The organism is Rubellimicrobium aerolatum (genome assembly GCF_017872975.1).
Taxonomy (GTDB): Bacteria; Pseudomonadota; Alphaproteobacteria; order Rhodobacterales; family Rhodobacteraceae; genus Rubellimicrobium; species Rubellimicrobium aerolatum.
The window spans coordinates 1-26,587 of record NZ_JAGGJP010000003.1 but is presented as its reverse complement, the minus strand read 5'-3'; the positions used below and the strand labels follow the sequence as shown (position 1 = coordinate 26,587).

The 26,587-nt window shown below is 69.8% G+C and carries 18 protein-coding genes; 6 read left to right on the top strand and 12 right to left on the bottom strand.

From position 1 onward, the window contains the following. The first annotated feature begins 25 nt into the window (after positions 1-25). Together gyrB and J2Z33_RS04385 are read left to right on the top strand one after the other, a co-directional pair. On the top strand, positions 26-2,464 hold the full coding sequence (gene gyrB, locus J2Z33_RS04390; protein ID WP_209838314.1) for a DNA topoisomerase (ATP-hydrolyzing) subunit B: 2,439 nt from the start codon (positions 26-28) through the stop codon (positions 2,462-2,464). A 190-nt stretch (positions 2,465-2,654) separates the two neighbouring features. Then, a complete protein-coding gene (locus tag J2Z33_RS04385) occupies positions 2,655-5,618 on the top strand; it encodes a type I secretion C-terminal target domain-containing protein (RefSeq protein WP_209838312.1) in 2,964 nt (987 codons plus the stop codon). Between the two features lie 24 nt (positions 5,619-5,642). Here J2Z33_RS04385 and J2Z33_RS04380 read toward each other — a convergent pair whose 3' ends face one another. From J2Z33_RS04380 to J2Z33_RS04330, 11 genes are all read right to left on the bottom strand, one after another. After that, positions 5,643-6,725: a GSCFA domain-containing protein gene (locus J2Z33_RS04380; RefSeq protein WP_209838309.1), complete on the bottom strand. Its 1,083-nt coding sequence runs from the start codon at positions 6,723-6,725 to the stop codon at positions 5,643-5,645. Beyond that, positions 6,722-7,504, bottom strand: coding sequence for an SGNH/GDSL hydrolase family protein (locus J2Z33_RS04375; protein ID WP_209838307.1), 783 nt, complete (start codon positions 7,502-7,504; stop codon positions 6,722-6,724). Before J2Z33_RS04375 ends, J2Z33_RS04380 begins: the two co-directional genes overlap by 4 nt. 335 nt (positions 7,505-7,839) lie before the next feature. Then, positions 7,840-8,541: a glycosyltransferase gene (locus J2Z33_RS04370; RefSeq protein ID WP_209838305.1), complete on the bottom strand. Its 702-nt coding sequence runs from the start codon at positions 8,539-8,541 to the stop codon at positions 7,840-7,842. A 58-nt stretch (positions 8,542-8,599) separates the two neighbouring features. Continuing rightward, positions 8,600-9,100, bottom strand: coding sequence for a hypothetical protein (locus J2Z33_RS04365; RefSeq protein ID WP_209838303.1), 501 nt, complete (start codon positions 9,098-9,100; stop codon positions 8,600-8,602). Between the two features lie 14 nt (positions 9,101-9,114). Then, the gene (locus tag J2Z33_RS04360; RefSeq protein WP_245218580.1) at positions 9,115-10,026 is read right to left on the bottom strand and encodes a KpsF/GutQ family sugar-phosphate isomerase; all 912 of its coding nucleotides are present in this window, start codon (positions 10,024-10,026) and stop codon (positions 9,115-9,117) included. A gap of 95 nt (positions 10,027-10,121) precedes the next feature. Beyond that, complete coding sequence (locus J2Z33_RS04355) at positions 10,122-12,314, bottom strand: glycosyltransferase family protein (RefSeq protein WP_209838299.1); 2,193 nt, start codon at positions 12,312-12,314, stop codon at positions 10,122-10,124. Next, positions 12,311-13,798 (bottom strand): hypothetical protein, encoded by a 1,488-nt coding sequence (locus J2Z33_RS04350; RefSeq protein WP_209838297.1) that lies wholly within the window; start codon positions 13,796-13,798, stop codon positions 12,311-12,313. Before J2Z33_RS04350 ends, J2Z33_RS04355 begins: the two co-directional genes overlap by 4 nt. Beyond that, positions 13,798-16,041: a hypothetical protein gene (locus J2Z33_RS04345; protein WP_209838295.1), complete on the bottom strand. Its 2,244-nt coding sequence runs from the start codon at positions 16,039-16,041 to the stop codon at positions 13,798-13,800. The genes J2Z33_RS04350 and J2Z33_RS04345 overlap by 1 nt, the downstream gene beginning before the upstream one ends. Positions 16,042-16,370: 329 nt before the next feature. Further along, positions 16,371-17,426 carry a hypothetical protein gene (locus J2Z33_RS04340; RefSeq protein WP_209838293.1) on the bottom strand — a complete coding sequence of 352 codons (1,056 nt, stop codon included), beginning with the start codon at positions 17,424-17,426 and terminating at the stop codon, positions 16,371-16,373. Continuing rightward, on the bottom strand, positions 17,423-20,146 hold the full coding sequence (locus tag J2Z33_RS04335; protein ID WP_209838291.1) for a glycosyltransferase: 2,724 nt from the start codon (positions 20,144-20,146) through the stop codon (positions 17,423-17,425). The genes J2Z33_RS04340 and J2Z33_RS04335 overlap by 4 nt, the downstream gene beginning before the upstream one ends. Before the next feature lie 160 nt (positions 20,147-20,306). Further along, on the bottom strand, positions 20,307-20,939 hold the full coding sequence (locus J2Z33_RS04330) for a nucleoside triphosphate hydrolase (RefSeq protein ID WP_209838289.1): 633 nt from the start codon (positions 20,937-20,939) through the stop codon (positions 20,307-20,309). Between the two features lie 134 nt (positions 20,940-21,073). Here J2Z33_RS04330 and pncA point away from each other — a divergent pair, with 134 nt between their 5' ends. Genes pncA through J2Z33_RS04310 form a run of 4 tightly spaced genes read left to right on the top strand, consistent with a single transcriptional unit; the run spans position 21,074 to position 25,144 of the window. Next, a complete protein-coding gene (gene pncA, locus J2Z33_RS04325) occupies positions 21,074-21,676 on the top strand; it encodes a bifunctional nicotinamidase/pyrazinamidase (protein WP_209838286.1) in 603 nt (200 codons plus the stop codon). After that, positions 21,673-22,965, top strand: a complete 1,293-nt coding sequence (gene pncB / locus J2Z33_RS04320) for a nicotinate phosphoribosyltransferase (RefSeq protein ID WP_209838284.1) — start codon at positions 21,673-21,675, stop codon at positions 22,963-22,965. Before pncA ends, pncB begins: the two co-directional genes overlap by 4 nt. Before the next feature lie 45 nt (positions 22,966-23,010). After that, positions 23,011-24,300, top strand: coding sequence for an AAA family ATPase (locus tag J2Z33_RS04315; protein ID WP_209838282.1), 1,290 nt, complete (start codon positions 23,011-23,013; stop codon positions 24,298-24,300). Continuing rightward, entirely contained in the window at positions 24,287-25,144 is an 858-nt protein-coding gene (locus J2Z33_RS04310; protein ID WP_209838280.1) for a hypothetical protein, read from the top strand. Before J2Z33_RS04315 ends, J2Z33_RS04310 begins: the two co-directional genes overlap by 14 nt. Positions 25,145-25,855: 711 nt before the next feature. Here J2Z33_RS04310 and arfB read toward each other — a convergent pair. After that, positions 25,856-26,293 (bottom strand): alternative ribosome rescue aminoacyl-tRNA hydrolase ArfB, encoded by a 438-nt coding sequence (gene arfB, locus J2Z33_RS04305; protein ID WP_209838278.1) that lies wholly within the window; start codon positions 26,291-26,293, stop codon positions 25,856-25,858. Between the last annotated feature and the right edge of the window lie 294 nt (positions 26,294-26,587).

Sequence of the window (26,587 nt, the reverse complement as noted above, 5' to 3'; positions counted from 1 at the left end):
ACGAGTTTCAGAAGGGCTTTCCCCCATGTCCGACACCGCCGCCGCGGCCACCGCCTACGACGCCGATTCCATCAAGGTTCTCAAGGGCCTGGATGCCGTGCGCAAGCGGCCGGGCATGTACATCGGCGACACCGACGACGGGTCGGGCCTGCACCACATGGTCTACGAGGTCGTGGACAACGGCATCGACGAGGTGCTGGCCGGCCACGCGACCGCCGTGCAGGTGAAGATCCACGCCGACAACTCGGTCTCGGTGCGCGACAACGGGCGCGGCATCCCGGTGGACATCCACCAGGAAGAGGGCGTGTCGGCGGCCGAGGTCATCATGACCCAGCTCCACGCCGGCGGGAAGTTCGACCAGAACAGCTACAAGGTCTCGGGCGGGCTGCACGGCGTCGGCGTGTCGGTGGTGAACGCGCTGTCGGACTGGCTCGACCTGCGGATCTGGCGGAACGGCAAGGTCCATTACGCCCGCTTCGAGAACGGCGACACCGCCATCCCGCTGCGGGTCGAAGGCGACGCCCAGCCGGGCGAGAAGGGGACGGAGGTGCGCTTCCTCGCCTCGGCCAAGATCAACCGGCCGGACGGGACCTTCACGAACCTCGACTACAGCTTCAAGACGCTGGAGGCGCGGCTGCGCGAGCTGGCCTTCCTTAACTCGGGCGTCCGCATCCTCTTGGAGGACGAGCGTCCGGCCGAGCCGCTGCGCTCGGAGCTGTTCTACGAGGGCGGCGTCAAGGAGTTCGTGAAGTATCTCGACCGCTCCAAGGCTTCGGCGATGCCCGAGCCCATCCACATCGCCGGCGAGCGGGGGGGCATCGGCGTCGAGGTGGCGATGTGGTGGAACGACAGCTACCACGAGACGGTGCTGCCCTTCACCAACAACATCCCGCAGCGGGACGGCGGCACGCACCTCGCGGCCTTCCGGGCGGCGCTGACGCGGACGATCAACAGCTACGCGCAATCCTCGGGCATCGCGAAGAAGGAGAAGGTGGACTTCACCGGCGACGACGCGCGCGAGGGGCTGACCTGCGTGCTGTCGGTCAAGGTGCCGGACCCCAAGTTCTCCTCGCAGACCAAGGACAAGCTGGTGTCGAGCGAGGTGCGCCCGGCGGTCGAGGGGCTGGTGGGCGAGAAGCTGGCCGAATGGTTCGAGGAGAACCCGCAGCACGCCCGCGTCATCACGGCCAAGATCATCGAGGCGGCGCTCGCGCGCGAGGCGGCGCGCAAGGCGCGGGAGCTCACGCGGCGCAAGACGGCCATGGACGTGAATTTCCTGGCCGGCAAGCTCAAGGACTGCTCCGAGAAGGACCCCTCCAAGACCGAGGTGTTCCTGGTGGAAGGCGACTCGGCCGGTGGCAGCGCCCAGACCGGGCGCGACCGGCGGACCCAGGCCGTGCTGCCGCTTCGGGGCAAGATCCTGAACGTGGAGCGGGTGCGCTTCGACCGGATGCTGTCCTCGCAGGAGATCGGCAACCTCGTCATGGCGCTCGGCACCGGCATCGGCCGGACCGAGTTCAACATCCAGAAGCTGCGCTACCACAAGATCGTCATCATGACGGACGCCGACGTGGACGGCGCGCATATCCGCACGCTGCTGCTGACCTTCTTCTTCCGGCAGATGCCCGAGCTGATCGAGGGCGGCTACCTCTACATCGCGCAGCCGCCCCTTTATAAGGTGTCGCGCGGCAAGTCCGAGGTCTATCTCAAGGATCAGGCGGCGCTCGACGAGTACCTGATCCAGCAGGGGACCGAGGGCGCGGTGCTGCGGCTGGGCTCCGGGGCCGAGATCGCCGGCGCGGACCTCCTGCGCGTGGTCGAGGAGGCGCGGACCGTGCGGCGGAGCATCGAGGCCTATCCGACCCACTATCCGCGTCACATCCTGGAGCAGGCAGCCATCGCCGGGGCGTTCCGGGCCGGCGCCGTGGATCAGGACCTTCACGGCGTGGCCGAGACGGTGGCGCAGCGGCTCGACCTCATCGCGCTGGAATACGAGAAGGGCTGGCGCGGCCGCGTCACCCAGGACAAGGGCATCCGCCTGAGCCGCGTCCTGCGGGGCGTGGAGGAGCTGCGGACGCTCGACGGCGCGATGCTGCGGTCGGGCGAGAGCCGGCGGCTGGGCAGCCATTCCGAAGCGCTGGCCGAGACCTACGACAAGCCCGCGACGCTGATCCGCAAGGACCGGAGCCAGATGATCTTCGGGCCGCTCGATCTTCTCAGGGCCATTCTGGCCGAGGGCGAGAAGGGGCTGGCTTTGCAGCGCTATAAGGGCTTGGGCGAGATGAACCCTGAGCAGCTCTGGGAGACGACGCTCGACCCCGAGGCGCGGACGCTGCTGCAGGTCCGCATCGACGACGTGGCCGAGGCCGAGGATATCTTCTCGCGCCTCATGGGCGACGCCGTGGAGCCGCGGCGCGAGTTCATCCAGCAGAACGCCCTGTCGGTGGCGAACCTCGACACCTGACGCGCCAGCCAGATCCGCGCTCCCCCGGCCATGAGGCCGGGGGCGTGCCGTCAAGCAAACGTTTACCCTTTGTCGGCTAGGATCGGGCCTCGGTCGGGGCGCTCGCGCCGCGACGACGGCCAGACGACGCCGTCGCCGTGGGATCGCGAGGCTCCGGCCCTCCCAGCACGGGAAGGTGACGGGCCACGACATGACGGTGCAGATCCAGCATCATGGGGTGTCCAGCGATGGAAGCCTCGACCTCCTGACCGGGGGCGCGGGGCGCGAGTCCTTCGTCATCGACTGGACGCGCGGGGCGGGCAACATCGCCGATCGCGTGGCCGGCTTCACGACAGGCGCGGGGGGCGACATGATCGACCTCTCGAACCTGCTGACGCAGTTCGTCGGCCATCAGAACGCGGACAACCCTTTCCTGGTCGGGTATCTGCGCTGGGTGCAGGTCGGCGCGGACGCCGAGCTGCAGGTGGACGCCTGGGGGACGGGCTCGAACTGGCAGCCGCTGCTGGTGCTGGACGGCATCCAGGCCAGCGACCTGACCGGCGCCAACTTCAGCCCGATCTGGAGCCCGACCGGCCTGGGCGACACGATCCTGGGCGACCGCACGCTGTCGCTCATCAATGACACGCTGGCAGGCACGCCCAACGACGACGACATCAGCGGGCTGACCGGCAACGATTCGATCTGGGGCGGCTACGGCAACGACATCATCGCCGGCGGGACCGGCGCGGACTGGCTGGACGGCCAAGACGGGAACGACACCCTCGACGGCGGGGACGGCAACGATTCGCTGTTCGGCGGACTCGGCCTGGACCGTCTGTCGGGCGGGGCGGGCGACGACCGCTTCCGCGCGGTGTCGCAGGACGTGGCCGCCGACGTGCTGACGGGCGGGGCGGGGCGCGACGCCTATGGCCTCGTCTGGACATGGATGGGCAATGACGTGCCGGTGGCCGACCATGTGACGGACTTCTCGGCGGGCGCGGGCGGGGACCTGATCGATCTGATCGACCTGACGTTGACGCTGGGGACGGACCTCCTGGGCTCCGATCGGCTGGCGCTGTTCCAGACCGACGCGGGGGCCGAGCTCATGGTCGCCACGGGCGGCGCCTCCTCGCGGGTCTGGACGGCTCTCCTGATGCTGGAGGGTCTGGGCATCGCGGACCTGACGGCGGACAACTTTACGCCGCCCTGGACCCCCCTCCGCAAGGGGCGGCATCTGGAGGGCACGGGCGGGGCCGACATCTTGCAGGCGCAGGGCGGCGATGACCTCCTGCGGGGCGGGGCCGGCGCGGACACGCTGGTCGGCGGGGACGGGGCCGATCATCTCTATGGCGGCGCGGGGGTGGATCGGCTTTGGGGCGAGGCCGGGGCCGACCACTTCTGGGAAGTGTCCGACGCCGACGCGGCGGGCGAGCTTTTTACTGGCGGGGCGGGGCGGGACACCTATCACCTGGCTTGGGGCTGGACGCGGGACTGGGGCTGGGACCTGGAGACCGACAACCAGATCGAGTTGATCTTCGCGGACCCGGCGGACCGGATCACGGACTTCACGGCGGGCGCGGGCGGGGACGTGATCGACCTCGCCGACCTCGTGGCGGAGCTTGAGAACCATGCGGCCGGCGCGAACCCTTTCCTGACCGGGTGCCTGCTCTGGGTGCAGTCGGGCCCGCAGGCCGAGCTTCGGGTCGATCCGACCGGAACGGGCGTGCATTGGCGGACGGTGCTGGTGCTCGAGGGCACCGTCGCCGCCGCCCTGACGTCCGACAACCTCGCCCAGGGCTGGAACCCGGGGGCGGTCATGGTCGAGAACCACGCGCCGGTGGCGCCGATCCTCGCCAACCAGGGCGTCGCGGAGGACACGGCCTGGAGCTTCACGGTCCCGGCTTTCTCGGACATCGACGGCGACGCGCTGGCCTATGCCGCCAGCCTGTCCGACGGGGCGGCGCTGCCCGCTTGGATGGGGTTCGACGCGGCGGCGCGGCGATTCTCGGGCACGCCGCCCGCGAACTGGACCGGAGCGATCGACTTGCGGGTGGTCGCCTTCGACGGGGCGCTGACGGCGCAGGCCACGTTCCGGCTGACCGTGGCGGCGGTGAACGACGCGCCGGGGACGCCGAACCTGGACGGCGGGCCGGTGGTCGAGGCGGCGGGGGCGGGCACCGTGGCGGGGGTGCTTGCGGCGGGGGACGCGGATGGGGACGCGCTGACCTACCGGTTGGTCGACGGGGCGGACGGCCGCTTCGCCCTGTCCGGCGCGCGGATCGTGGTGGCCGACGGGCTCCGCCTCGACTTCGAGCAGCAGGCCTCCCATCAGGTGCAGGTGCTCGTGGAGGACGGTCGCGGAGGCGCGACGCTTCGGACCTTCGTCATCGCCGTGGCCGACCTTGGGACCGAGGTCCTGTCGGGGGACGACCGGGCGAACACCCTGGTGGGCGGCGCGGGCGGCGACGCGCTGTCCGGGGCCGGCGCCGACGACGTGCTGATCGGCGGGGGCGGGGCCGACATCCTCGATGGCGGGACCGGAACGGACCGGCTCGACGGGGGCGCGGGCGACGACCTCTACCTGCTCGGGGACGCGCGCGACGCCGTAGTCGAGGCGCGGGGCGGCGGGACGGATCAGGTCCGGTCCAGCGTCGCCGTCACGCTGCCCGCCGAGATCGAGAACCTGCTGCTGACCGGCGCGGGCCGGATCGGCGGGACCGGCAACGCCTTGGGCAACCGCATCACCGGCAATGGGTCGAGCAACCTGCTCAAGGGAATGGACGGAAGGGACATCCTGATCGGCGGGGCGGGCGACGACCGACTCCAGGGTGGCCCCGGCAAGGACAGCCTGACGGGCGGCGCGGGCGACGACGCCTTCCTGTTCCTCCGGCCGAGCGAGGGGGGCGACGTCATCACGGATTTTCGCGACGACGACCTGTTCCGCATCGACGCCTCGGGTTTCGGGGCCGGCCTTGACGAAGGCCGGCTGCCCGCGTCGGAGTTCCGCGTCCGCGCGGACAACCGCGCGCAGGATGCCGACGACCACTTCATCTTCCGCACCACCGACCGGACGCTCTGGTTCGACGCCAACGGCGCTGCGGCGGGGAAGCTGACCCTCCTGGCCGACCTCCAGGGCAAGGCGAGCGTGACCAGCGCCGACATCCTGCTGTTCTGAGGGCGGCGGCCCCGCCCGGGGCCGTCAGGACCCCCGGTCGAGCGCCACCTCGTCGCACTCCACCTCGACGAATCGGGCCGCCTGGGCGAGCAGGTGCTCCGCCGCGTCCTCCCTGGCGGGCGGCGCGGGCCGGGCACGCGCGACCTCCCCCACCGTCGCATGGGCGAGGAAGAGGCGCATGACGTGGCCCACCCCCTCCTCGGTGACGTTCCGTAGATCCTCGGCGAAGTAGCGACCCCGGTTGAAGGCACCGGTGATGATCTCGTAGGACGGAAAATAATGCACGAAGGCGTGGCTATCGGTCAATTCCTGCGCCGCCACCCGCAGCACCGACTTGGAGTAGGTCGTGGCCGAAAGGACGTGCTGGCCGGGAACCGCCGTCGCCATCAGCGGCACGGGAGAGACGGTCAGGCAGACCTGCGCCCTGGGGTTCACGGCGCGCAGCGTGGCGAGGACGGCCTCCATGTCCTCGACCACCTCGGCCACGGTCTGGTTGTGGAAGACGTGGCGAGCGGGGTCGAAGGTGCCGCCCTCGACCCCGGGGCAGAGCGGGAAGGCGGCCCCATCCTCGCGCGAGAGCCAGCCCTCGGTCAGGCCCAGGGTGAAGACGAAGACGTCGAGATCCGTCAGCATCCGGCGCACGGCGGCGAGGTGCTGGCGGCGGTCGATCTCCATCTCGGCCACAGACACGAAGTTGCCGGGCTGGACGGTCGGCCGGAACGGATCGCGCACGGTGCCGTCGGGGTCGATCCAGGCGGGCTCCGAGGGCGCGAAGCGGCCCATGGCCCGATCGACGAGCTGGCGGAGCTGGCGCGCGGTGTAGACGTTGCCGTAGCGCGCCGAGAAGGTGCCGTAATTGTGCGACTCGCGGATCCTCTCGGGCAGGATCGGGTGCCCGGCCTCGGCCACGTAGTAATGGAAGCCCGAGCCCTTGAGATGCCGCGCGATGTGCTGGGCGAAGCAGCTTCCGGCGGTGGCGACCCGCGTCTCCGGGGTGATCCGCAGGTCGAACCGGCCCACGGGGTCCACATCGGCGGGGGCGAGTCCGGCGACCTCGCGGCGCCAGAAGGCCTTGGCGGGCAGGGCGCGGTAGGGATGCCCGCTCATCGGATCGCCTCCTGGACAGTGGCAAGGCCGGCGTTCGGCGTCCGGGAGATGGCCTCGAGCTGCCGCAGGACCAGCTCGCCGTAAGCGGCGTTGGCGTGGGTGGCGTCCGGCGCGTAGAACTCCGGCCTGAGGAAGCCCCGTTCGTTTCGCGTGCCCGCGGGGCTCGGGAGATAGTCGATGCCCAGTTCATGACAGCTCGCCGCCAAGGCGGATTGCTGGAGCTTCCAGAGCTTGAGGCGGATCGGCGCGGGCGTCACGCCGGCCTCGGCGATGTTGTTCTGGACGAAGAAGGTTTCGGCGCTGCGTCGGATGTGTTCCGCATCCTCCTTGGGGGGCGGCACTTCCAGGCAGATCACGGGGGCGGGCGACGCCTCGCGGAGGCGACGGTGCATCTTGACGTAACCCGATTGGATGGTGGACGTGAAGAAGTCCTTCATGACGGCGTGGGGAACAAGTTCGGCCCCTTCCTGGAGATCAGCCGCATCCGCTCCGGGCTCCAGCAGGTCGAAGGCTTGCGGATGCTGGATTAGGGCCAGCGTGTTGTAGAAGTTTCCTCGACGGATGACGGCGAGGATGTCCTCGGGGCCACGTTGCGCCGCGAAGGCGACCGCCTCGTCGAAGGTGAGGTCGCCCTGCTTCTTGCCCGTCAGGCGAAGCGCGGAGATCCTCGGCTTCGCCCCGGCATTGGTCCGGTCGAGCAGGGCCTTCTTGATGGCCTGGATGTGGCTGTCGCCGATGATGGTGATGGAGCGCGTCGTCACGGATGTCGTGTCGGGCAAGAATGATTCATCTTTCGTCTCGCGTCGCCAAGGTAGCCAATTCATCCTGCCATCCTTCACTCGTCCGGGTTCGCCTTGGCCCCGGCCATGCGGTCGGCGGGGCGGGCCACCGCGCCGGCGCCATGCGGGTCCGCCTCGACCGTCACCCGCGCGTCGGTGGACCCCGATGCTCCGATGGTTGCGGATCCAGTCGAGCCCCGCCCCGGCAGGTTGCCGTGGTCCGCGGCGTCCAGCTGTCGAGGCGCCGCACCCCGTGCCATGCTCCAAGGGGAAAAGGCGCGAGGCGCGAGCCGATGAAACCCGCCCCGCCGGTGACGGGATCGATCATTCCGGCCTCACGCGGCCTCGGTCATGGTCTGGGTGACCAGGTCGCGCTCGGCCGTCCAGAGGTCGGCGAAATCCACGTGCTGCCAGTTATCGAACCACGGCCCACCGTTGGTGTAGTGGATCGCCATCGGCACCGCGTCGGGCTTCCTGTACTCGCCCTCGAGGAAGTTCCATTCGAGCGGCAGGCTGCCGATCATGGAGTCGTCCGAGACCCAGGTGAAGCGGTGCAGGAAGGCCGGCTCGGCGGCGTTGACCACCGACGGGGTGAGCGCCTTCACGTCGGGATGCGTGCCGTTGAACAGGATGAACGAGGACCAGTTCTTGCGCGGGTAGACGGTCTGTTGCTTGTTGTCCATCTTGATGGCGTTGGCCGGGCTGTAGTCGTGCTGGACCACGTGCACCGCCTTGCTCGGATCGACGATGTCCAGCGCCTCGTAGACATCGCGGGTGAACAGGAAGTCGCAGTCCACGAAGATCGACCAGCCGTCATGCGCCGCTAGGTAGGGGGTCAGGAACCGGGTCAGCGAGAACTCGGTCGTCGCGTTGTCGGCGCCGCGCGTGTAAAGGCCGAGCTCGCGCAGCGAGGCCTGCTTGAGCGGGTAGATCTCGACGGGCCGGGAGGCGTGCCGCAGGATCGAATGGCGGCAGACCTGGTAGGCGATGTCCTCGCGCGTGTCGTAGCCGATGTAGATCTTGAGCTTGTCGTTCACGTCAGTGGTCCTTCGTTGGAGGCGGCGGCGGCCCAAAGGTCGCCTCCGCGGGAAAGGGTCAGCGCGAGCGGAGCCAGTCCGACACGCGCCGCACGGGGGCCGTGAGCCGCCATGAGGTGCTGGCGAGCAGGCGGTCATGCTGGCGCTTGATCTGCCGAAGCTCGGCCTCGCGGGAGGCGAGGGCCTGGCGCACGGCCTCGGGACCGGCGCTGACGAGGCGTTCCGCGTCGGCGCCGCTCCGGGCCGATGCGCCCGCTCCGGCGCTGGCCGCGAGGTGCAGCCGGGACAGCGTGGCGATCTCGCGGTAGCGCTCGGCCAACTCGGCCTCGAGCGCCCGCGCCCGAGTCCGCGCCTCGACGGCGGCGGCCTCGGCGGCCTGGGCGCGGCGGGCCAGCTCGGCGATCTCGGCCTCGCGTGCCGCGACCGTCAGCTCAAGGAGGTGGAGCCGTGCCTCGTCCCGCTCCGGCGTCGCTTCGACAGAGGGGGTCGAGGGTCCTGCGCCCTCGCCGAATCCGATCGGGTCCAGCGTCATCGCGGCGGTGGCCTGCCTGTGTCCCATGTCCGGTTCCTCCGTCAGACCACGCCCGCCCGCAGGCAGTCGTGGATGTGCAGCACGCCTCGGGGAACCCCCATGTCGTCCACCACGAAGAGGACATGGACCTTGCGGGCGTTCATCTCGGCCATGGCCTCGGCCGCGAGCATGTCCGCCGGCGCGGTCGCGGGCGACCGGGTCGCCACCTCGCGCGCCGTTCGGGACATCAGCCCTTCCATGTTCCGCCGCAGGTCCCCGTCGGTGATGATCCCCACGAGGCGACCGTCCTCGACGACGCCGGCGACGCCCATGCCCTTGGCCGTCATCTCCAGGATGGTCTCGCCCATCGGCGTGTCGGGCCCCACGAGCGGGAGCGACTCCGCCCCGCGCATCAGGCTGCCGACCTTGGCGAGCCGCGCGCCCAGCCGGCCGCCGGGGTGGAAGGCGTGGAAATGCTCGGGCGCGAAGCCGCGCCGCTCCATGAGCGCGATGGCCAGGGCGTCGCCCAGGGCGAGCGACATGGTGGTCGAGGTGGTGGGGGCCATGCCGATGATGCAGGCCTCGGGCATGGGCGGCAGCACGAGCCGCAGGTCGGCCGCCTCCATGAGCGTGCTCTGGCGGCGCGAGCCCATGCCGATGAGAGGGATGCCGAAGCGCCGCGTGTGGGCGATGAGGTCCGACAGCTCGGCTGTCTCGCCCGAGTTCGACAGGAGCAGGCAGGCGTCGTCCTCGCCCACCATGCCGAGGTCGCCGTGGCTCGCCTCGGCGGGATGGACGAAGAAGGCGGAGGTGCCGGTGCTGGACAGGGTGGCGGCGATCTTGCGGGCGATATGGCCGGACTTGCCCATCCCCGACAGGATCACGCGGCCCCGGGTGGCGAGGATCAACTCCACGGTCGGCGCGAAGTCCTCGGGCAGGCGATCGGCCATGGCGACCAGCGCCTCGGCCTCCATCGTCAGGACCCGGCGCGCGGTGGCGACGGCGATGGCGGTGGTCTCGGGCGAGGAGGGGGCGGTCCGTCCAGCCCATCCCCGTGGTCCCAGATCGTTCATCCCGCCCTCCTGAGCGATGGCCTCGCGGCCTGCGCCTGCTTGAATACAGCCAGCACCTGCTCGCGCAAGGCATCTCGTGAATAGACCCGGCGCAGCTTGGCCTGTGCGGCCGCGACGGCCGAAGCCCGAGCGCCCTGGTCGTCGAGAAGCATCCTTATCTCGGTGAGCCACTCGTCCTCCGTCGCGGCCAGCCGTCCTGCTCCACCGGCGCAAGGGCCGCGATAGACCTCCAGGTCCTGCGCCACCACCGCAATGCCGGCCGCGCTGTATTCCACCCATTTCGTTTCCGTCTTGCAGCGGTTGAAGGGGTGGTCCACGAGCGGCGCGATCCCGACCCACCAGCCCAACGTCCAGAGCCGGTCCATGAAGCCGTCGTAATCGGGGACGGGAGGATGGTGATGCACCCTGGAGCCGAAGCGCCGGAAGGCGTCCGGCATGGCGATGGTGCCGAAGGTCTCGAAGCGGAGAGCCGGGATCTCGTCCATGAGCCGCAGGATGGCCGGCGTCACGAGGTCGAAGTCGGCCACATGCCCCTTCGTGCCCATGTAGCCCAGGACTGGCGTCGGAGAGGGACGCCCCGAACGGATCTTGCCCGGATCGATGGAACCCGAAATGGCGCCCGCGACGATCGGCGCGCTGATCCCATGCTTGCGGAGCCGGTCGGCCAAGAGCCTGGTGGAGGCATAGACGAGGTCGCTGCCCTCCATGTTGGCGCGCAGGTTCCGCAGCAGCACAGGGTCACGGTAGCGCTTCGTCTTCTCCCGTCCGAGGACTTCGGGCACCTCGAGGAGGTCGTCGTCGATGTGGAAGACGACAGGTATGTCCCGCGTCGCAGCCCAGTCGATGAGGGGCCCCCCAAACGCGGAAGTCAGGCGCGACAGCACGAGCACGTCCGGCACGGTCTCGGGCAGGAGCGATTGCAGGTCCTTGGTTCCACCGGAACAATCCGCGAAGGTCATCGTCACCGTGTCCGCGATCGGGTTGCGGAGATGGATGGCCTGGGTCGGGCCTGTCTGGTCGGACACCACATGCACGGAACGCACGTCGGTTCGGGACGCGGCGTTCAGGGAGGTGGAGCCTATTCGAGGGATGTTCTTCACCCGCGTTCGGGGAACGGTGGCGCTCCTGAGCAGCCGCGCGAAGCGGTGATACACCTCCGCCGGGTCGAGCGGCATTTCCAGCCCCTCCAGCCAGCGGCGCTGGCGGGCCAGGATTGCCTCGGGGCGCGCCCGCGCGTCGCGGACGAAGCCCATCCATTCCTCCAGCGTGCTGATCCGATGGAGCCCCTCGTAGGTGGACAGGTCCATGACGCCCTCGGGGTCCTGCCAGACGCCGACCGGGATCCCCGCGAGCGCCATGTCGAGCACCACCGTCGAGGGAGCGGAGATGCCCCAATCGAAGGCCGTCAGGTCCACCCGGTACATCGGCCGGTTCTCGATCGCCACGTTGGGCGGCAGCGCGACCCTGTTCTTGAGGACGTATTGCCCGCCGGGATGCGGGCGCAAGGTCACCCTCTCGCCCGCCGAGCCCAGGAGCCCGCAGAACCGCCCGAAGGTCTCCATGAAGGGACGCCCGTGCTCCCCGGAGGCGCGCAGCCGCACGGAATGGAGGTTCTCGCAGACCAGCCCGCTGCGGGCCGGGGCAGGGCTGCCCTCGGGGCGCGACAGCAGGGAGGTCGGCCCCGTCACCCGCACCTTGGCCCGCTGCGAGGGGTGGAGCGAGAGGAGGCGGCTCGGCTCCATCCAGGCGCAGACCACGTCGGCGGCGAAGGTCACGGATTCGCCATGCGCCATCACGTGTTCGCGGTTCTGGAGGAAGCCCACGCATTCGAGCCCATGCTGGAGCGTGATCCGCAGGTAGCCGGGCGGCGCGGCTCGGAAGACCTCGTGCACATGGACATGGCCGGACAGGTCGGACTCGCTGGCCGCGATCAGGGCGCCCCATCCGCCTTGCAGCGCCAGGACGGCGTCCATCGCGCTGCCGTAGGTGTCCACCTCCGCGCCGATCCGCCGGGCGATGTCGTCGATCTCGGCCTTCCAGACCCCGCCGGCATCGCGATCGAAGAACCGGGACGTGACAAGGAACCGGAGCCGGGCCCCGGTCTCGCGCCCCGCCAGGAAGGCCAGGGGGCGCAGGACGTTCACGTCCTGGAGCAGGTTGACGACGAAGACGAGGCTGGGACGGCTCATGGCGCGCGTCCCTCCTGGAAGGGGGCCGCCGTCTCGGACAGGACCATCCGGGCGCCGGGGATCAGGCGGGCCACCAGGTCCCGCGTCGCCGCGAGCGCGGCGGGATAGAGCGCGATCCGCTCGGCCATTCGAGGGGCGTTCGATCCGGGCAGCGGGCTCCACCCGAGGAACAGCTTCCGGAACGTGGTGTTGCTCTTCTTGAACGGCTCGCCAAGGCCGGGCGCGAAGGCGGGGTCGATCCGGGCGCAGGCGGCCTCGGACAGCACGGCCCAGGACCGACCCTCGGCGTCGCTCTCGAAGCGAAGGTCGCAGGCCGGCTTGGGCTGCGCGAAGGGGCTGGCGACCGAGAGGATCTCGTCCTTCCGCAACCAGTTGTGCATCGTGGTCGTGCTGCCCACGCCGTGGATCACCATCGGCGGTCCCGCCTTGCGGTCGAACGGGATGGCTTCCGCCGATCCGGCTGGACCGGACAGGAACGCCACGAGGCGGCCGGCCTCGACCTCGGCGTCTCCGGCCTCCTCCAGGCGGCGGACCAGCCGCGGCAAGGCGGCGCGGTCCAACCGCGCCCGGCCTGTCAGGACGTCCCGGGCAAGCTCCAGGCCCGAGCGGTAAACGAAGTCGTCCAGATCGGCATAGAGCGGGTGGCCCACGGTCCAGACCTGCGCGCCGCCCGTCAGGGCCGTCACCGCGCGGTTGAGCGACTTCACCGTGCTGAAGGGCTGCGCGCTCACCGGCAGGAACACGGCCAGGCACTCGTCCATCAGCGCCGCCTCGCGGTCCAGGCTCCACTCGGCTAGGTGCACGGGCACGGGCAGGCGGGCGAGTCCCTCCAGCGCCGACGGCGTGAGGGCCCGTCGGTTCGTCAGGACGCGGAGGCTGGGCGCGAGGCCGGCCGAGCGCAGCTCGGTCAGCGCGCCGCCCCAGGCCACGAGATCGTCGAGCCCGACGGGAAAGTACTTGTTGCTTCCGGTGCCGAACCAGCCGATCCCGATCCGCCCGGTCGCGCGGGCCCGGGCGATCTTGCGCTCCACCGACGCCACCACGACATCCGGATCGAACTCCGGGGCCGGATCGGGGAGCACATGGACGGGCAGGCCGGGAGCGATGGTCCCGAGCCTCTCGCGCATGGTCTCGGTGGCGCAGAGCGCGAAGCGAAGCTGCGGCCGTATCCGGACGAGCCAGCCGCGCATCGGCACGAGGCGCGGGTCCTCCTCCTGGCTGAAGTAGTCGTCGAAGATATCGACGCCGACAGGCCGGTCCGCAGCCTGGATCGCCTGGGCCAGAAGGACGGAGCGCACGTCCTGGCACTTGCAGAACAGGTAGGCGTCCGATTCGAAGGGGTCGCCAAGGCCGAGCGTGTCGATGACGCGGATCTCAAGGCGATGGCCCAGCCGTTCAAGGGCCGGCCGGAGCCGGTCGTAGCGGATGCGGACGCCCGCCAAACCCAACGAGTCCTCCGACGGGACCACCACCGTGATATCCATCAGCGCAGCTCCCGCGCCACGGTGACCCGGGCGAGCAGGTCCTCCCAGCGGGCCGGGGCGACGGCGCGCAGGAGCGCCGGGTCCGTCCGGTCCGCGCGCCGCCGCGGCCTCGTGGTGGCGACCCGCACCGTCGAGGTGCAGAGGTGCCGCCAGCCCTCGGCCACCGTGGCGAGCCCGAAGGCCAGGGGATCGAGCGGGGCCCCGGCGGGTCCGCTCCAGGCGGCGAGGCGGGGCAGGGCGGCCTCCAGGGCCCAGGGCTCGACCAGCGTTGCCGCGAAGGCGTTGGCCGCCACCGGATAGGTGGCGCGCGGCAGAGCGCCCAGCACGTCCGGCTGGTCGAAGACGAGGTGCGGCCCGCCGACGAAGCCGATGCGCGACGGGAAGAAGCCGCCGGACTCGGGTCGCAGGGTCGTGCCCTTCCGGCCGACCTCCTCGTGCAGGGCGACGCAGGCCGCGCTGGCGACGCGGCCGCCGGCCAGCATCGCCCGCAGCGTCGCCAGCGTGCGCGGATCGTGGAGCAGGACGCGATCCTCGGCGAGGAGCAGGGGCCGGCCCTCGGACACGTCCAGCAGCCGGGCGGCGTCCGGCAGGCGGCCACCGTCCAGCCGGCGATGCGCGGCGGGGAAGAGGCGGTGGAGCGTCTCGTCCAGGGCCTCGGCCTCCCGCGCGCCAGCCACCAGCGCGACGCGGAGATCCGGCCGCTCCGCCTGGCCCGCCAGGGTTTCGAGGAAGGTGCGCGCGGCGGCGACCTCGGTGACCACGAGGACGCAGGTCACGGCCCCGGAAACCGGCCCCGGTCCGGGTGGGGCGCTCAGCGCCGGCCGGTCGGGCGAGGACGGGAGCAGCAGCTCCACGTGGCTCTGGGCCCGCGTGTCGCGCTGCACCACGGCCAAGGGCAGGCCCAGGCCTTCGCCTCCGGCCAGCAGCGGCGGGTGCCAGGCGCCGGGCTGCAGGCCAGCCAGATCCTCCATGGCGTCCCGGGGCGGGGCCACCGACCACAGGGGCCGGTTCGACACCCGCTCGGCGACCACGAAGGGCGCGAGCGTCGCGCCCTCCCCGCCGACGGCGTCGAGGGGCCGCGTCAGGGCCGCGACGGTCGGGATGGCGTCGGCGGGCAGGACGAGCATGGGCCCCTGGGCCGCGCCGGCCCCGTCGTCGGCCGAGGGCAGCATGGCCCGCAGGCGCGACAGGTCCTGCGGCTGGGCGCCCTGGGCGGGCTCGGGCGCGAGGCCGAACAGGCGCAGCCAGGCCCCGACCTCGGCGGAGAAGATCGCCTCGGCCCCCGTCGCGCCCTCGATCGTGACGGCCAGCCGCCCCAACTGGCCGGATGGCCCGGCCGCGAGCCGTTCGGCCAGACGCGCGGCCGCGTAGGCCCAGACCGTGTCCATCCCGCCATCGCCCTCGGCCAGCGCGGCCAGCTCGGCCGCGTGGAGCCCGCCGCGCGCGAGCGACGGGAAGGCCAGGAGCGCCAGCTCCCGCGTCGCGCCCCCGGCATCCGAGACCTCGACGAGCAGGGGCATCAGGGGGTTGCGGAGAACGGCCTCCACGAAGGTCGGTCCCTGCGGGGCGAGCGCCTGCCCGCCGACCTGCACGACCGCGTCCCCCAGGCGCGGGTCGATCTGGAACAGCCGGACGGCCGCGCCCTTGCCAGGCCCGTCCGGGTCGTCGAAGGACAGCACGAGGCCATGGCTGGAGCTGAACCAAAGATCCCCGAGCCCGCGCGGGGCCATGGGGGATGGCAACGGGGTCGTCCCCGCCATGTCATGGAGGCGATCCGGACGCGCGACGCCCCCAGCCTGGACCTCGCAGGCCGCGGCCGGGTCGAGCCCATGCAGCCGGCAGAAGGCCGCGAGGACGGGCCAGGCCAGGGCCTCGTCGTCCGCCGGTCGCGCCACCTCGGTTCCGTTCACGCGCAGGCTCTCGCCCGTCCAGGGCTCCACGCCGTGGGCCGGAACGGAGGAGACCTGGTTTTCCGCTTCGGCCGGCGCGTCGATGATCGGAGCGGACGAGGGATCGCCCAGGGTACCGGGGGGCGCGTCGGCCGCCGCGCGCGGCAGCGCCGCGACGGCGATGGCGAGATCGGCCAGCGGCCTGTCGAGCGTCGAGGGCTCGGGGCGCGGCCGGCGGCCGAGAAGGCGGCCGATCCGCTCGTAATGCTCGGCCGGGTCCATCTCCAGCAGGTCCACGTCGGGATGGGCGGCGCGATACCAGCGGGCGTCGATGACGATGTCCTCCTCAGCCATGGAGCGATCCTGTCGGACGGGATGGGGAAGCGATCATCTGGAGCATGGGCCTTCGAACGGATGCAGGGACGGGGTGGCCGCGGGCTCGCTCCGCAGCCGACGGGCCTCGGCGGCGGCCGATCCGGAACCCTCGGGCCGCGCCGGGCTCGGCTGGATGTTCGGTCATCGTGGGAACTGATGCACGCAAAGCGCGTTCTCTCGGCCTGTTGGGTTTCCCATAGGATCATGGGCCTCCCGTCTCAAGGTTCTTCTACCGTCTCCCTCGTGGGGCGTCTCGCCGATTTCGCGGTTGCGGCATTGGCGTCACACAACCGGCGCATGTCCGCCGGTCAGGAACCCCGGCCCTGCCCGAGCTTGGCCGCGACCCGTCGCAGCGGCGCGGTGATGCGCCACGACGTGCTCCCGACGATGGCGGCGTAGCGCCGCTCCGACGCCGCCAAGGCCGAGCGGGCGGCCCGCACCTCCCCGCGCTGCCGGTCCAGCCTGGACTCGGCCTCGGACAGGAGGCGCGCCAGCACGCCCAGCTCCCAAGCCTGCCGGTCGCGGTCCTCGCCGAGCGCCCGGGCCGAGGCCTCCGCCCGGGCCAGCCCCGCCGCGAGGCGCCGGTCGTCGGGCGGGTCCACGTAGGCCCAGGCGGCCGCGTCCAGCGCCGCGCCCATCCCGTCGAGCGTGGCGCGATCCTCGGGCCGCTCGCCCTCGGAGGCCCACCGGTCAAGGATGGCGAAGCAGCGCCATGCCTCGCCGAGCGCGGGCACGCCCGCCTCCGCGACCTCCTCGCGACCCGGGGGAGGCGGGGTCTCCGTCGCGGGACCGCCGCCGGGCGGGAGGTCCAGGCCCAGCCGCTCCAGCGCGTCCCAGGGGGCGCCGGGCCGCAGGACGACCCGGGGCAGGCCCCGGCCGAGGCGCTCGGCGTCGAGCGCGAGGCGCATCCAGAGCAGCGCCCCATGGGCCAAGGGGAGTCCCTCGGCCGCCCGGAGCGCCCGGGCGAAGGCCATCGGCTCGGCCAGGGTCAGGACCGCCACCGGACGGTGCCCCCCGTCCAGGGCATCGCGCCAGACGGGGAGGACGCGGCCCAGGAGCGGGTCGCCGAGGACGAGGGGGCCAGCCCCGTCCATTCCCCGGACGATCAGGGCGGCCGACTCGCGGAGGCCGCGCCCCTCGGCCGAGTCCGGTCCCGGGACCGGACCGGGCCGCCAGTCGTGCCAGGACCGCCCCGACGCCGCCAGGACCCGGTCGGTCAGAGCCGCGACCTGCCGCATCCTCGGGCCGGCGGCCGGGAACGCCTCCGCCGCGGTCCGGTCGCGTCCCCCGTCCAGCAGGTCCGTCAGGGCCCGGCCGGTGTCCCAGCCGGTGCCCAGCACCAGCACCGCCGTCCGCGCGCTCATCGCGGCATCCCCAGCGCCTCGTCCAGGATGGACAGGTGCAGGTCCTCGTGACGTTGCAGGGTCATCCGCCGTGCCACCTCCTCATGGGCCGTCCGGGCCAGCCTCCCGCGCAGGGCCGCGTCCCCGATCAGCCGCTCCAGCGCCGCGACCCAATCCGCCGTCGTGTTCGGGACCAGGAGCCCGTTCGCCTCGTGCCGGGCGACCGTCCGGTAGGTCGGCACGTCCGAGCAGGCGATGGCCGTCCCCAGCGCGGCGGCCTCGATGAACTTCAGGTCGCTCTTGGCGCGGTTGAAGCGGTCGTCCGCCAGCGGGATGAGGGCGATGTCCCAGTCCACGACCTCCCGCAGCCAGCGCACGAAATCCGGGTAGGACCGCCGGCGCGGCAACGGAAGGCGCGTCCCGAAGAGCGGCGGCCGCGTTTCGAAGACGCCGATCACCTCGATGTCGAGAGCCGCCCCATGCCGCGCCTGCAACCGGCGCATGGCCTCCTGCACGATCCGCAGGTCGTCGTGATGCGTCGCGGTGCCCATGTAGCCGATCCGCACCTGCCCCGGCGCCTTGGGCCGGGCGCGGCGCGGCTCCCGCCCGTCCGCCAGCCACAGCCGCTCGTCGATGAGGTTGGGCACCACGCGGATCTTGCCCTCGCAGCCGGGCAGCCGTCCGGCCAGCTCGTCGGTGGACACGACCACGAGGTCCGCCGCCGCCGCATAGGCCGCGACGCGCCGGCCCAGCTCCTCGGGCGGGCGGGCATAGCCCCGCGCCACCAGCCCCGCGGCGTCGAGCAGGTCGTCGTCGATCTCGTAGATCAGGCGGCCCCCCATGGCGCGGAAGGGGGGATGCCACGCCGCGAACTTCGCCCAGGCCTTCTCGGACAGATCCCGCTGGATCAGCACGGCCTCGGCCGCCGCCCGGTAGGGCAGCCATCCCCGAGCCGAGACCGTCACGTCGAAGCGCCCGGCAAGCCCGTCCTGACCATAGGGCAGGACCGTGCGGACGAAGCCCGATCCGGTGATGTAGGGTCCGGGAAACGACAGCGCGGGCAGGACCGTCACCCGGGGGCGCTCCGGGCGCGGCCTTTGCCGGCGCAGGCCCGCCAACGCGGGCCCGAGGCGGCGCAGGTCCTCCCTGGCGCCGTCCAGGCCCGGATCGGCCCCGATCCCGACCGCATCGCGCACCGCCGGAGGGTTCTCGGCCGCGTCCGCCCGGGCGTGGCGGGCCGGCAGCACCCAGGGGCAATGCCGGACGATGCCCGCCACGAGCCCGGCCGCGCACGGCCGCGCCGCCACGACGATGTCGAAGCGGGCCGCCGTCATGGTCAGGTCGGTCGGGGCATGGCCGACGAACAGGTCCTCGCTCCCCGGCAGGTCCGCGAAGGCTCGGGCCATTGCCTCGATCCGCGCCGCCTCGACGCCGACCCGCGCATCGACCCCCATCCGCCGCAGGTCCGAGGCGAGCCGCACGGCGTCCACGTCCTCCGGGGCGGACCCGAGGAACAGGACGCGCCGTTCGAGGATCGCGGCGAGGGCGGCCCAGGGCGTCGTCGCGTGCTCGGCCAGCGCGCGGGCCACCCGGGCGCGCATCCCGTCCAGCACCGGCGACTCCCTGGACTCGGCCATAAGAGCCGCCAGCCGCTCGGCCCCGTGCTTGGCCCGGAGCGCCTCGGTGCCCGCCCGCGTCAGGTCGCGCCGGCGCTTGGTGCCGAAGCTCCTGGACTTGGCGTGGAAGACATAGGCGTCGTCGGCGACGGCCAGGGCGAAACCCGCGTCCCGCGCCCGGATCGAATAGTCGTTCTCCTCGCCGTAGCCGACCGGGAAGGCCGCCTCGTCCATGAGCCCGATGCGGTCGATCACCTCGCGCCGGATCATGTAGCAGAAGCCATTGACGAAGGGGACGCGCGGATAAAGCCGCGCGCTGGCCCGAGCCACCAGCGCCGCCATCCCGTCGGGCCCGAGCCCGGACGGCAGGGCGTTGATCGCGAAGCCGCCGTCCGCGGCCCGGAGCCGGGGGACGTTCTGCCAGCCGCCGGCGTTCGACAGCGGCCCGGCGATCCCGATCCCCGGGGCCGAGCGCAGGCAGCGCACCAGGGCGTCGAGCCAGAACGGCGTCACGATGGTATCGCTGTTGAGCGTGACCACATGGCCGGCCGTCGAGGCCCGCAGCCCCGCGTTCACCGCCACCGTGTAACCCCGGCTCTCGGGGTGCTCGATCAGCTCGAAGGCCACCGTCGCCGTGCCCATCGACGCGACCGCCGCGCGCAGCCAGTCCGCCGTGGCGGCGTCCGATCCGTCGTTCACGACCAGGACGCGGACCTGGAACCCGGTCGGCGCGCGGACCAGCGCGCGCAGGCAGATCCGCACATCCTCCAGCGCGTTGTGCACGGGCACGATGACGTCCACGCGCTCGCTCGCCGGCGCGGGGGGCGCGACCGGCCCCCGCCCGGGCTCCGGGGGGCCGTCGAAGCCGGGACGCAGCAGCGGGTTGAGGCCGTCCGCCGCGTCCTCCGGATGGCGGGCCAGATGCTCGGCCATGCGGAAGGCCGGGCCCGGGTCGCGCTGCAGCGCCGCGCCCAGGCGCAGGAAGTGCTCGGCCGGACCTAGGCCCGAGACCGCCACGTCGGGATAGCGCGCCGCATACCACACCTCGTCGAAGAGCGGGTGGCCGGCGATCCGGGCCCGCGCCTCCTCGTCCCGCTCACGGGCCGTTCCCGCCTCGCCGGTCATGCCGGGCCTGGCGTCGTCCGGCGCGACAGGGCAGCCGCCGCCACGATCATCGCTCCGCCACCCTCCGCGCCTATCGAGCCTCGCGTCGGGCTCTTCCGTAATCGCGGACCCGCCCAAGCGCAACGATGCCTCGCCCGGTCCTGCGCCACGGGCCGCCGTTTCAGCCCCGGATCACGAACTGGGCCGACACGCTCCCATCGCGCACCGCCCGTCCGTTGGGCAGGTCGTTGCCGTCGAGCTTCCAGGCGATCTCCTCGGGCGTCAGGCGGTACTGCTCCCACCGCCGCGTCAGCCGCGCGCGCAGCTCCGCCTCGGGCACCTCGATCATCACCGTCGCGTCGAACAGCGGCCGGAGCCCGTCCCAGGGCGCGCGGTCGAGCAGCAGGTAGTTCCCCTCCGCCACGATGATCCGCACCGACGCGGGGATCAGCCGCGCCCCCGCCCGCGCGATCTCCAGGTCGCGGTCGAAGACCGGCACCGCCACCGCGTCCTCGTCGTTCGCGCGCAGCCGCAGGAGCGTGTGGCGCAAGCCCCCCACGTCGAAGGTCTCGGGCGCGCCCTTGCGGGGCCGCAGCCCGGCGGGCACGAGATAAAGGTCGTCGTAATGGAACCCATCCATCGGCAGCAGCGCCGCCTGGCCCGGCGCGTCGGCGTTCAGCCGCCCGACCAGCGCCTCGGCCAGCGTGGACTTGCCCGACCCCGGCGCCCCGGCGATGGCGCAGAGCACCCGCCGTTCCTGCGACAGCCCGGCCAGATGCCGCGCCAGCGCCTCGGGATCGGTCACGGTCGTCATCGGCTCCGCCTCCATCGTCCGTTCCTCTTTCGCAGCCCGCCCCGTCCCTTGTCCATGCCCTGCCGACGCGCCGGTTGACCGCCCCCGGCCCCCTCCTTACCCATGGCGTCCACGCCATGCGGAGGGAGACTGCCATGCGTCCCGCGAACGAGGCCCTCGTCGTCATCGACGTCCAGAACGACTTCTGCCCCGGCGGCGCGCTGGCCGTCCCCGACGGCGACGCGATCGTGCCGGGCATCAACGCCCTGATGGCCGAATTCCCCGCCGTCGTCCTTACCCAGGACTGGCACCCCGCCGGCCACTCCTCCTTCGCCACCACCCATAGCCGCGACCCCTATGACACGATCCAGATGCCCTATGGCCCGCAGGTCCTCTGGCCCGACCACTGCGTGCAGGGCACCCCCGGCGCCGCCTTCCACCCCGCGCTCCGCACCGACGCCGACCTCATCCTCCGCAAGGGCTTTCGCCCCGGCATCGACAGCTACTCCGCCTTCTTCGAGAACGACCGCATGACCCCCACCGGCCTGTCCGGCTACCTGCGCGAGCGCGGCATCGACACGATCACCCTCGCGGGCCTCGCCACCGACTTCTGCGTCAGCTACTCGGCCCTCGACGGCGCCCGCCTCGGCTTCCGCATCACCGTGCGCGAGGACCTGACCCGCGCCATCGACCTTTCGGGCAGCCTCGCCGCCGCCCGCGCCGCCTGGGGCCAGGCCGGCATCACGGTGGCCGCGTGATGGACCTCGCCACCCGCGTCTACAACCACACTTGGAAGATCGACCCGATCGTCCGCTCCCTCATCGACACCGACTTCTACAAGCTGCTGATGTGCCAGTCGGTCTACCGCAACAAGCCCGACACCCACGTCACCTTCCAGCTCATCAACCGCTCCCGCGACATCCGCCTCGCCGACCTCATCGACGAGGGCGAGCTGCGCGAGCAACTCGACCACGTCCGCACCCTCTCGCTCACGCGCGGCGAATCCACTTGGATGCGGGGGAACACCTTCTACGGCAAGCGCCAGATGTTCTCCCCCGATTTCATGGAGTGGTTCGAGGCCCTGCGCCTCCCCCCCTACCAACTGGACCGCCAGGACGGCCAGTTCGTCCTCACCTTCGAGGGCCGCTGGCCCGAGGTCATGCTGTGGGAGATCCCGGCCCTCGCCATCCTGATGGAGCTGCGCTCCCGCGCCGTCCTCCGCAACATGGGCCGGTTCGAGCTTCAGGTCCTCTACGCCCGCGCCATGACCCGCGTGTGGGAGAAGGGCGAGCGTCTCAAGCGCATCCCCGGCCTGCGCCTCGCCGACTTCGGCACCCGCCGCCGCCACGGCTACCTGTGGCAGGACTGGTGCGTGCAGGCGATGATCGAGGCGCTGGGCCCCGCCTTCGTCGGCACCTCCAACTGCCTGATCGCCAAGAAGCGCGACCTGGAGGCCATCGGCACCAACGCCCACGAGCTGCCCATGGTCTACGCCGCCCTGGCCTCCAGCGACGAGGAGCTGGCCCGCGCCCCCTACAAGGTCCTGGAGGACTGGCAGGAGGAGCACGACGGCAACCTCCTCGTGATCCTGCCCGACACCTATGGCACCAAGGGCTTCCTCGATCGCGCGCCCGACTGGCTGGCCCGTTGGACCGGCATCCGCATCGACTCCGGCGACCCGGTGGAAAGCACCGAGACCGCGATCCGCTGGTGGGAGTCCCACGGCCAGGACCCGCGCGAGAAGCTGATCGTCTTCTCCGACGGCCTCGACGTGGAGGAGATCGAGTCCCTCCACGCACGGTTCAGTGGCCGCGTCCGCCTGACCTACGGCTGGGGAACGCTGCTGACCAACGACTTCGCGGGGCTGGTCGAGGGCGACGCGCTGGCCCCCTTCAGCCTCGTCTGCAAGGCCGTCGAGGCTGACGGACGTCCAACCGTCAAGCTGTCGGACAACCCGGAGAAGGCGATGGGCCCGACGGCGGAGGTGGAGCGGTATAAGAGGGTGTTCGGGGTGGGGGAGCAGGTGGGGAGGCGGGTGAGGGTGTAATAAAACTGACACCGAAGCCATGCAACGCGAATACTAGGATGTAATATGATCAACTTTGTCGAATCCATCGAAATTGACGGATTCTGGGGTAACAAGAAGGTTCAAATAAAATTTTACAGGGACCTAAATTTTCTCATAGGCGCTAACGGTAGCGGGAAGACAACAATCATCAACCTGCTAGCTGCGGTACTCCGCGCTGATATACCCACCCTCTACGCCACTCAGTTCGAGAAGGTGAGGGTTAAGCTGCGATCTTTTGGAAGAAATCAGAAGCCTGTCATTGAGGTGGCCAAGATTGTAAACCCATCGCTTGGTAACATTGAGTTAATTTATAGCGTTAAGGAGAAGACTACGGAAGAGGGTCAAACGTTCGGAATCGAAGGTCCTAGCGACGAAAGACTATATCGGGATTCCCGTTATGTGCGCTCTAGGCGTTCCCAAGAAATGGGCGCAAGACTTGGAAGCATCTTGGGCCAGATAGTCTCCGTGAACTGGGTTACTGTGCATCGGGGCACTTTCGAACGTTTCAGTCGCGCTGCTAGGGAAGAAGAATTTGATACGGTCATAGATCAGCGAATCTGGGAAATGTCGCGAAAGTTTGCCAGCTACTTCTCATTGCTCGACTCCAAAGCAACCGAAGTTACAAAAGGATTTCAGGAGTATGTTTTTCTATCTCTGCTAGAACAGGACGATGACAGGGCTAATGTCTTCGCATACGCCGAGGTTGAGCCAGAGGACCGAAGAACAGTTATAGGAGTGCTTCGGACTCTTGGTGTGAGTCAGGCCCAAGCAACCCGAAGCGTTAGTTCGCATTATTCTAAACTGGAGGCCGCTGTAAAGAGTGCGCGAGATCGCCGTGCAATTAGCATGTCTGAGGCGATAACTCTATCCGACTCGCGAAGAATAAAGCACATGGTTGATAAGTGGCGTGACTCTGTGGAGGCTCGCAGCAAAATCTTCCGTCCAAAGACAGTTTTTGAGGAGATAATCAATAAACTGTTTACCGGGAAAGAGATTCGATTTGACGCTCGAAATGATCCAGTGATTCATCTTGCGTCTGGTGAGAAGGTTGGCGTGAGCGTTCTGTCTTCGGGAGAGAAGCAACTTTTTATTTTATTAGGGGAGGCGCTGCTGCAAGAAGAGAAACCAGTTGTCTTCATCTCTGATGAGCCGGAGCTATCGCTTCATGTAAGCTGGCAAAACACTCTTTTCGAAGATATCAGGAAGCTTAATGGGTCTTGTCAGGTTATCACAGCGACCCACTCCCCTGATATAGTGGGCAAGTTTCAGGACCGAATAATCGAAGTCCGGGAATGCATCCATGATATTCAGTAGAACTGCCGACGGCCTGTCGGCCGAGCACAGATTTTATGAGGCTGACGTCGTTCTATATTGCGAGGGTTCATCGAAGGAAGATGGAACTTCGTCCCTGGATGAGTTATTTTGGTCGGAGGTGATGGCGGCGCGTGGTCAGAAGGTCTTTTGCAAGAGTTTTGGTTGCAAGGCTGATTTGATAGCGCTAGCTGGGAGAATATTTTCAGGTAACGTGGCTCGGGCTATTGTGGCGCTTGATCGGGATTACGATTGGTTGCTCAGCGAGCAGGTGGAGCATCCGTGTGTGCTGTATAGCTACGGCTACAGTTGGGAGAGTGATCTCCCGTATGGATTCTCTTTTGGTAAGATCATGAATCTTTTCTTTACGGTTGTCGATACTTCGCGGCTGGAACAGAGTTACTATAGTTTCATGCAAAGTAGCGACGCACAGTTGCGAAGGCTGTGTTTGATTGATGTTCGCTATCGAAGCGCACCAGTGCAGATTTTCGACCGTAGCAAACCAGCGTCGCTCGTGGCAAGTGATACAACAGGTGGCCGTGCTTTGCGTGCATCTGGTGTTGTAAGTAAGTGTAGAGCGACGCGCTTTTTTGAAAAGGTTCAGATTCGACAGGAACAACTGCATGGTCGCTTGGGACGTGAACTATTCTTCGGAAAAACCGTTCTAAAGCTAGCCTATCAGTGGTTTGTTGGAAATTCGAAGAGCAAGTCGAGCGGCCGGTCGGTAACGTACGACACCTTTTGCAGTGCGTTAATTCTTAATATGCAGCATGATGGTAGGGGCGGGCAGCGTGATGCATATTTTGATGAGCTCGTCCAGCGATGGAGGAACTACGCGCTCGCGTAAGGAGAGGCGGTTACACGACTGCGGGCGAGCAACTCGACCAAGCGTCACTCCAATGCACGGTCTGCGCTCCAGCATGGACGATCAGTCGAAGAGTGAGGCACCCTCAACCCTTCCTTAACCTCCCCCTGCTATACCGTCTCTCGAACCGGCCCCTCAGGGCCACCCCACTGATTCGGAGAGACCGCCATGACCCGCTTCCACCACCGCCCCGAGCATCCCGCCACGCCCACCGCCCGGATCGTCCGTTCCGCCGCCGCCGCCCGCTGGGGTCCACCCCCGCGCGGGCGGTCATGACAGGGACTCGTCGTACGGCTTCGCCCGCCCGGCCTTGACGTCGCCGCGCTTGGCCTTCTCCTCCAGTCGCCGCGCGCTCCCTGCCTGGGCTTGGTCGCGATCCGCCGTTTCGGTGTCACGAGCGCCTGTCGAATTTGCTCGGCCGGCCTTTTCTTGATCTCACGGATGCAGGTCTGACGGCGGGCGCCCACGACTCGAATAGACGCCGCATCAGAGATCGACCCGCTTCGTCGCGTCCGGTGATCCTGGGGTGTGCTCAACCACTCCTTAACCTCTCCCTGCTATACCTGTCCTCATCCCGGCCCCCAGCGGCCACCCTACTGATTCGAGGAGGACCGACATGACCCGCATCGACCACCCGGAGCGTCCCGTCGCTCCCTCCATCAGGCCTCTCCGCCGGGCCGCCCCCCTCGGCGCTCAGGACGGCGGCTCGCCGGGCACCTTCGCGCGCCCGGCCTTCACCTCGCCGCGACTAGCCTTCGCCTCCAGCCGCCGCCGCACGCTGCCCCGCGTGGGCTTGGTCGCGATCCGCCGCTTCGGCGCCACGAGCGCCTGCCGGATCAGCTCCGCCAGCCGCTCCCGCGCGATCTCGCGGTTGCGCGCTTGATGCCGCGTGTCCTCCACCCGGATCAGCACCGCGCCGGACCCCTCCGCGCCCACCCAGCGGTGCCCCGCAAGGCGGCGCAGCCGGGCCTTGACCGGCGGCGGCAGCGACGGCGACCGCTCCGCCTCGAAGCGGAGCTCCACGGCAGTCGAGACCTTGTTGACGTTCTGTCCCCCCGGCCCCGAGGCGCGGGTGAACTGCTCCGTCAATTCCCAGTCCTGGATCGTCACTTGATCGCTGATCCGCAGCACGACCGCCCCCTTCGCCCTCGCGCCCGAACCCAAGCGCGGCCACCGGAGAACTTATCGCCCCGTCCGCCCGACCTGTCATCCCCGCGCGCTCGCCCGGCGTGAACCGAACCCACCCATCCGTGCGCTTCGGGTTGTCCGCGACCCGAGGGCTCATCCCGTCTGGTGCTCAAGAAGGGGCGCCTGAACGAACGTAACCGCTTGTAGCGCGACGATCTGGGTGAGGTGAGCGCGACAATCTGGATGGGAAGCGTGGGTGTCGCGACGAGGTTGAGCATTGCGGCGTCGTGTGCCGCG

What these genes read in the sequence shown, in the direction of transcription:
- gyrB (WP_209838314.1), top strand. Translation starts at nt 26, where the DNA reads ATGTCCGACACCGCCGCCGCGGCCACCGCCTACGACGCCGATTCCATC.
- J2Z33_RS04385 (WP_209838312.1), top strand. Translation starts at nt 2,655, where the DNA reads ATGACGGTGCAGATCCAGCATCATGGGGTGTCCAGCGATGGAAGCCTC.
- J2Z33_RS04380 (WP_209838309.1), bottom strand. Translation starts at nt 6,725, where the DNA reads ATGAGCGGGCATCCCTACCGCGCCCTGCCCGCCAAGGCCTTCTGGCGC.
- J2Z33_RS04365 (WP_209838303.1), bottom strand. Translation starts at nt 9,100, where the DNA reads ATGGGACACAGGCAGGCCACCGCCGCGATGACGCTGGACCCGATCGGA.
- J2Z33_RS04360 (WP_245218580.1), bottom strand. Translation starts at nt 10,026, where the DNA reads ATGGAGGCCGAGGCGCTGGTCGCCATGGCCGATCGCCTGCCCGAGGAC.
- J2Z33_RS04355 (WP_209838299.1), bottom strand. Translation starts at nt 12,314, where the DNA reads ATGAGCCGTCCCAGCCTCGTCTTCGTCGTCAACCTGCTCCAGGACGTG.
- J2Z33_RS04350 (WP_209838297.1), bottom strand. Translation starts at nt 13,798, where the DNA reads ATGGATATCACGGTGGTGGTCCCGTCGGAGGACTCGTTGGGTTTGGCG.
- J2Z33_RS04345 (WP_209838295.1), bottom strand. Translation starts at nt 16,041, where the DNA reads ATGGCTGAGGAGGACATCGTCATCGACGCCCGCTGGTATCGCGCCGCC.
- J2Z33_RS04340 (WP_209838293.1), bottom strand. Translation starts at nt 17,426, where the DNA reads ATGAGCGCGCGGACGGCGGTGCTGGTGCTGGGCACCGGCTGGGACACC.
- J2Z33_RS04335 (WP_209838291.1), bottom strand. Translation starts at nt 20,146, where the DNA reads ATGACCGGCGAGGCGGGAACGGCCCGTGAGCGGGACGAGGAGGCGCGG.
- J2Z33_RS04330 (WP_209838289.1), bottom strand. Translation starts at nt 20,939, where the DNA reads ATGACGACCGTGACCGATCCCGAGGCGCTGGCGCGGCATCTGGCCGGG.
- pncA (WP_209838286.1), top strand. Translation starts at nt 21,074, where the DNA reads ATGCGTCCCGCGAACGAGGCCCTCGTCGTCATCGACGTCCAGAACGAC.
- J2Z33_RS04315 (WP_209838282.1), top strand. Translation starts at nt 23,011, where the DNA reads ATGATCAACTTTGTCGAATCCATCGAAATTGACGGATTCTGGGGTAAC.
- J2Z33_RS04310 (WP_209838280.1), top strand. Translation starts at nt 24,287, where the DNA reads ATGATATTCAGTAGAACTGCCGACGGCCTGTCGGCCGAGCACAGATTT.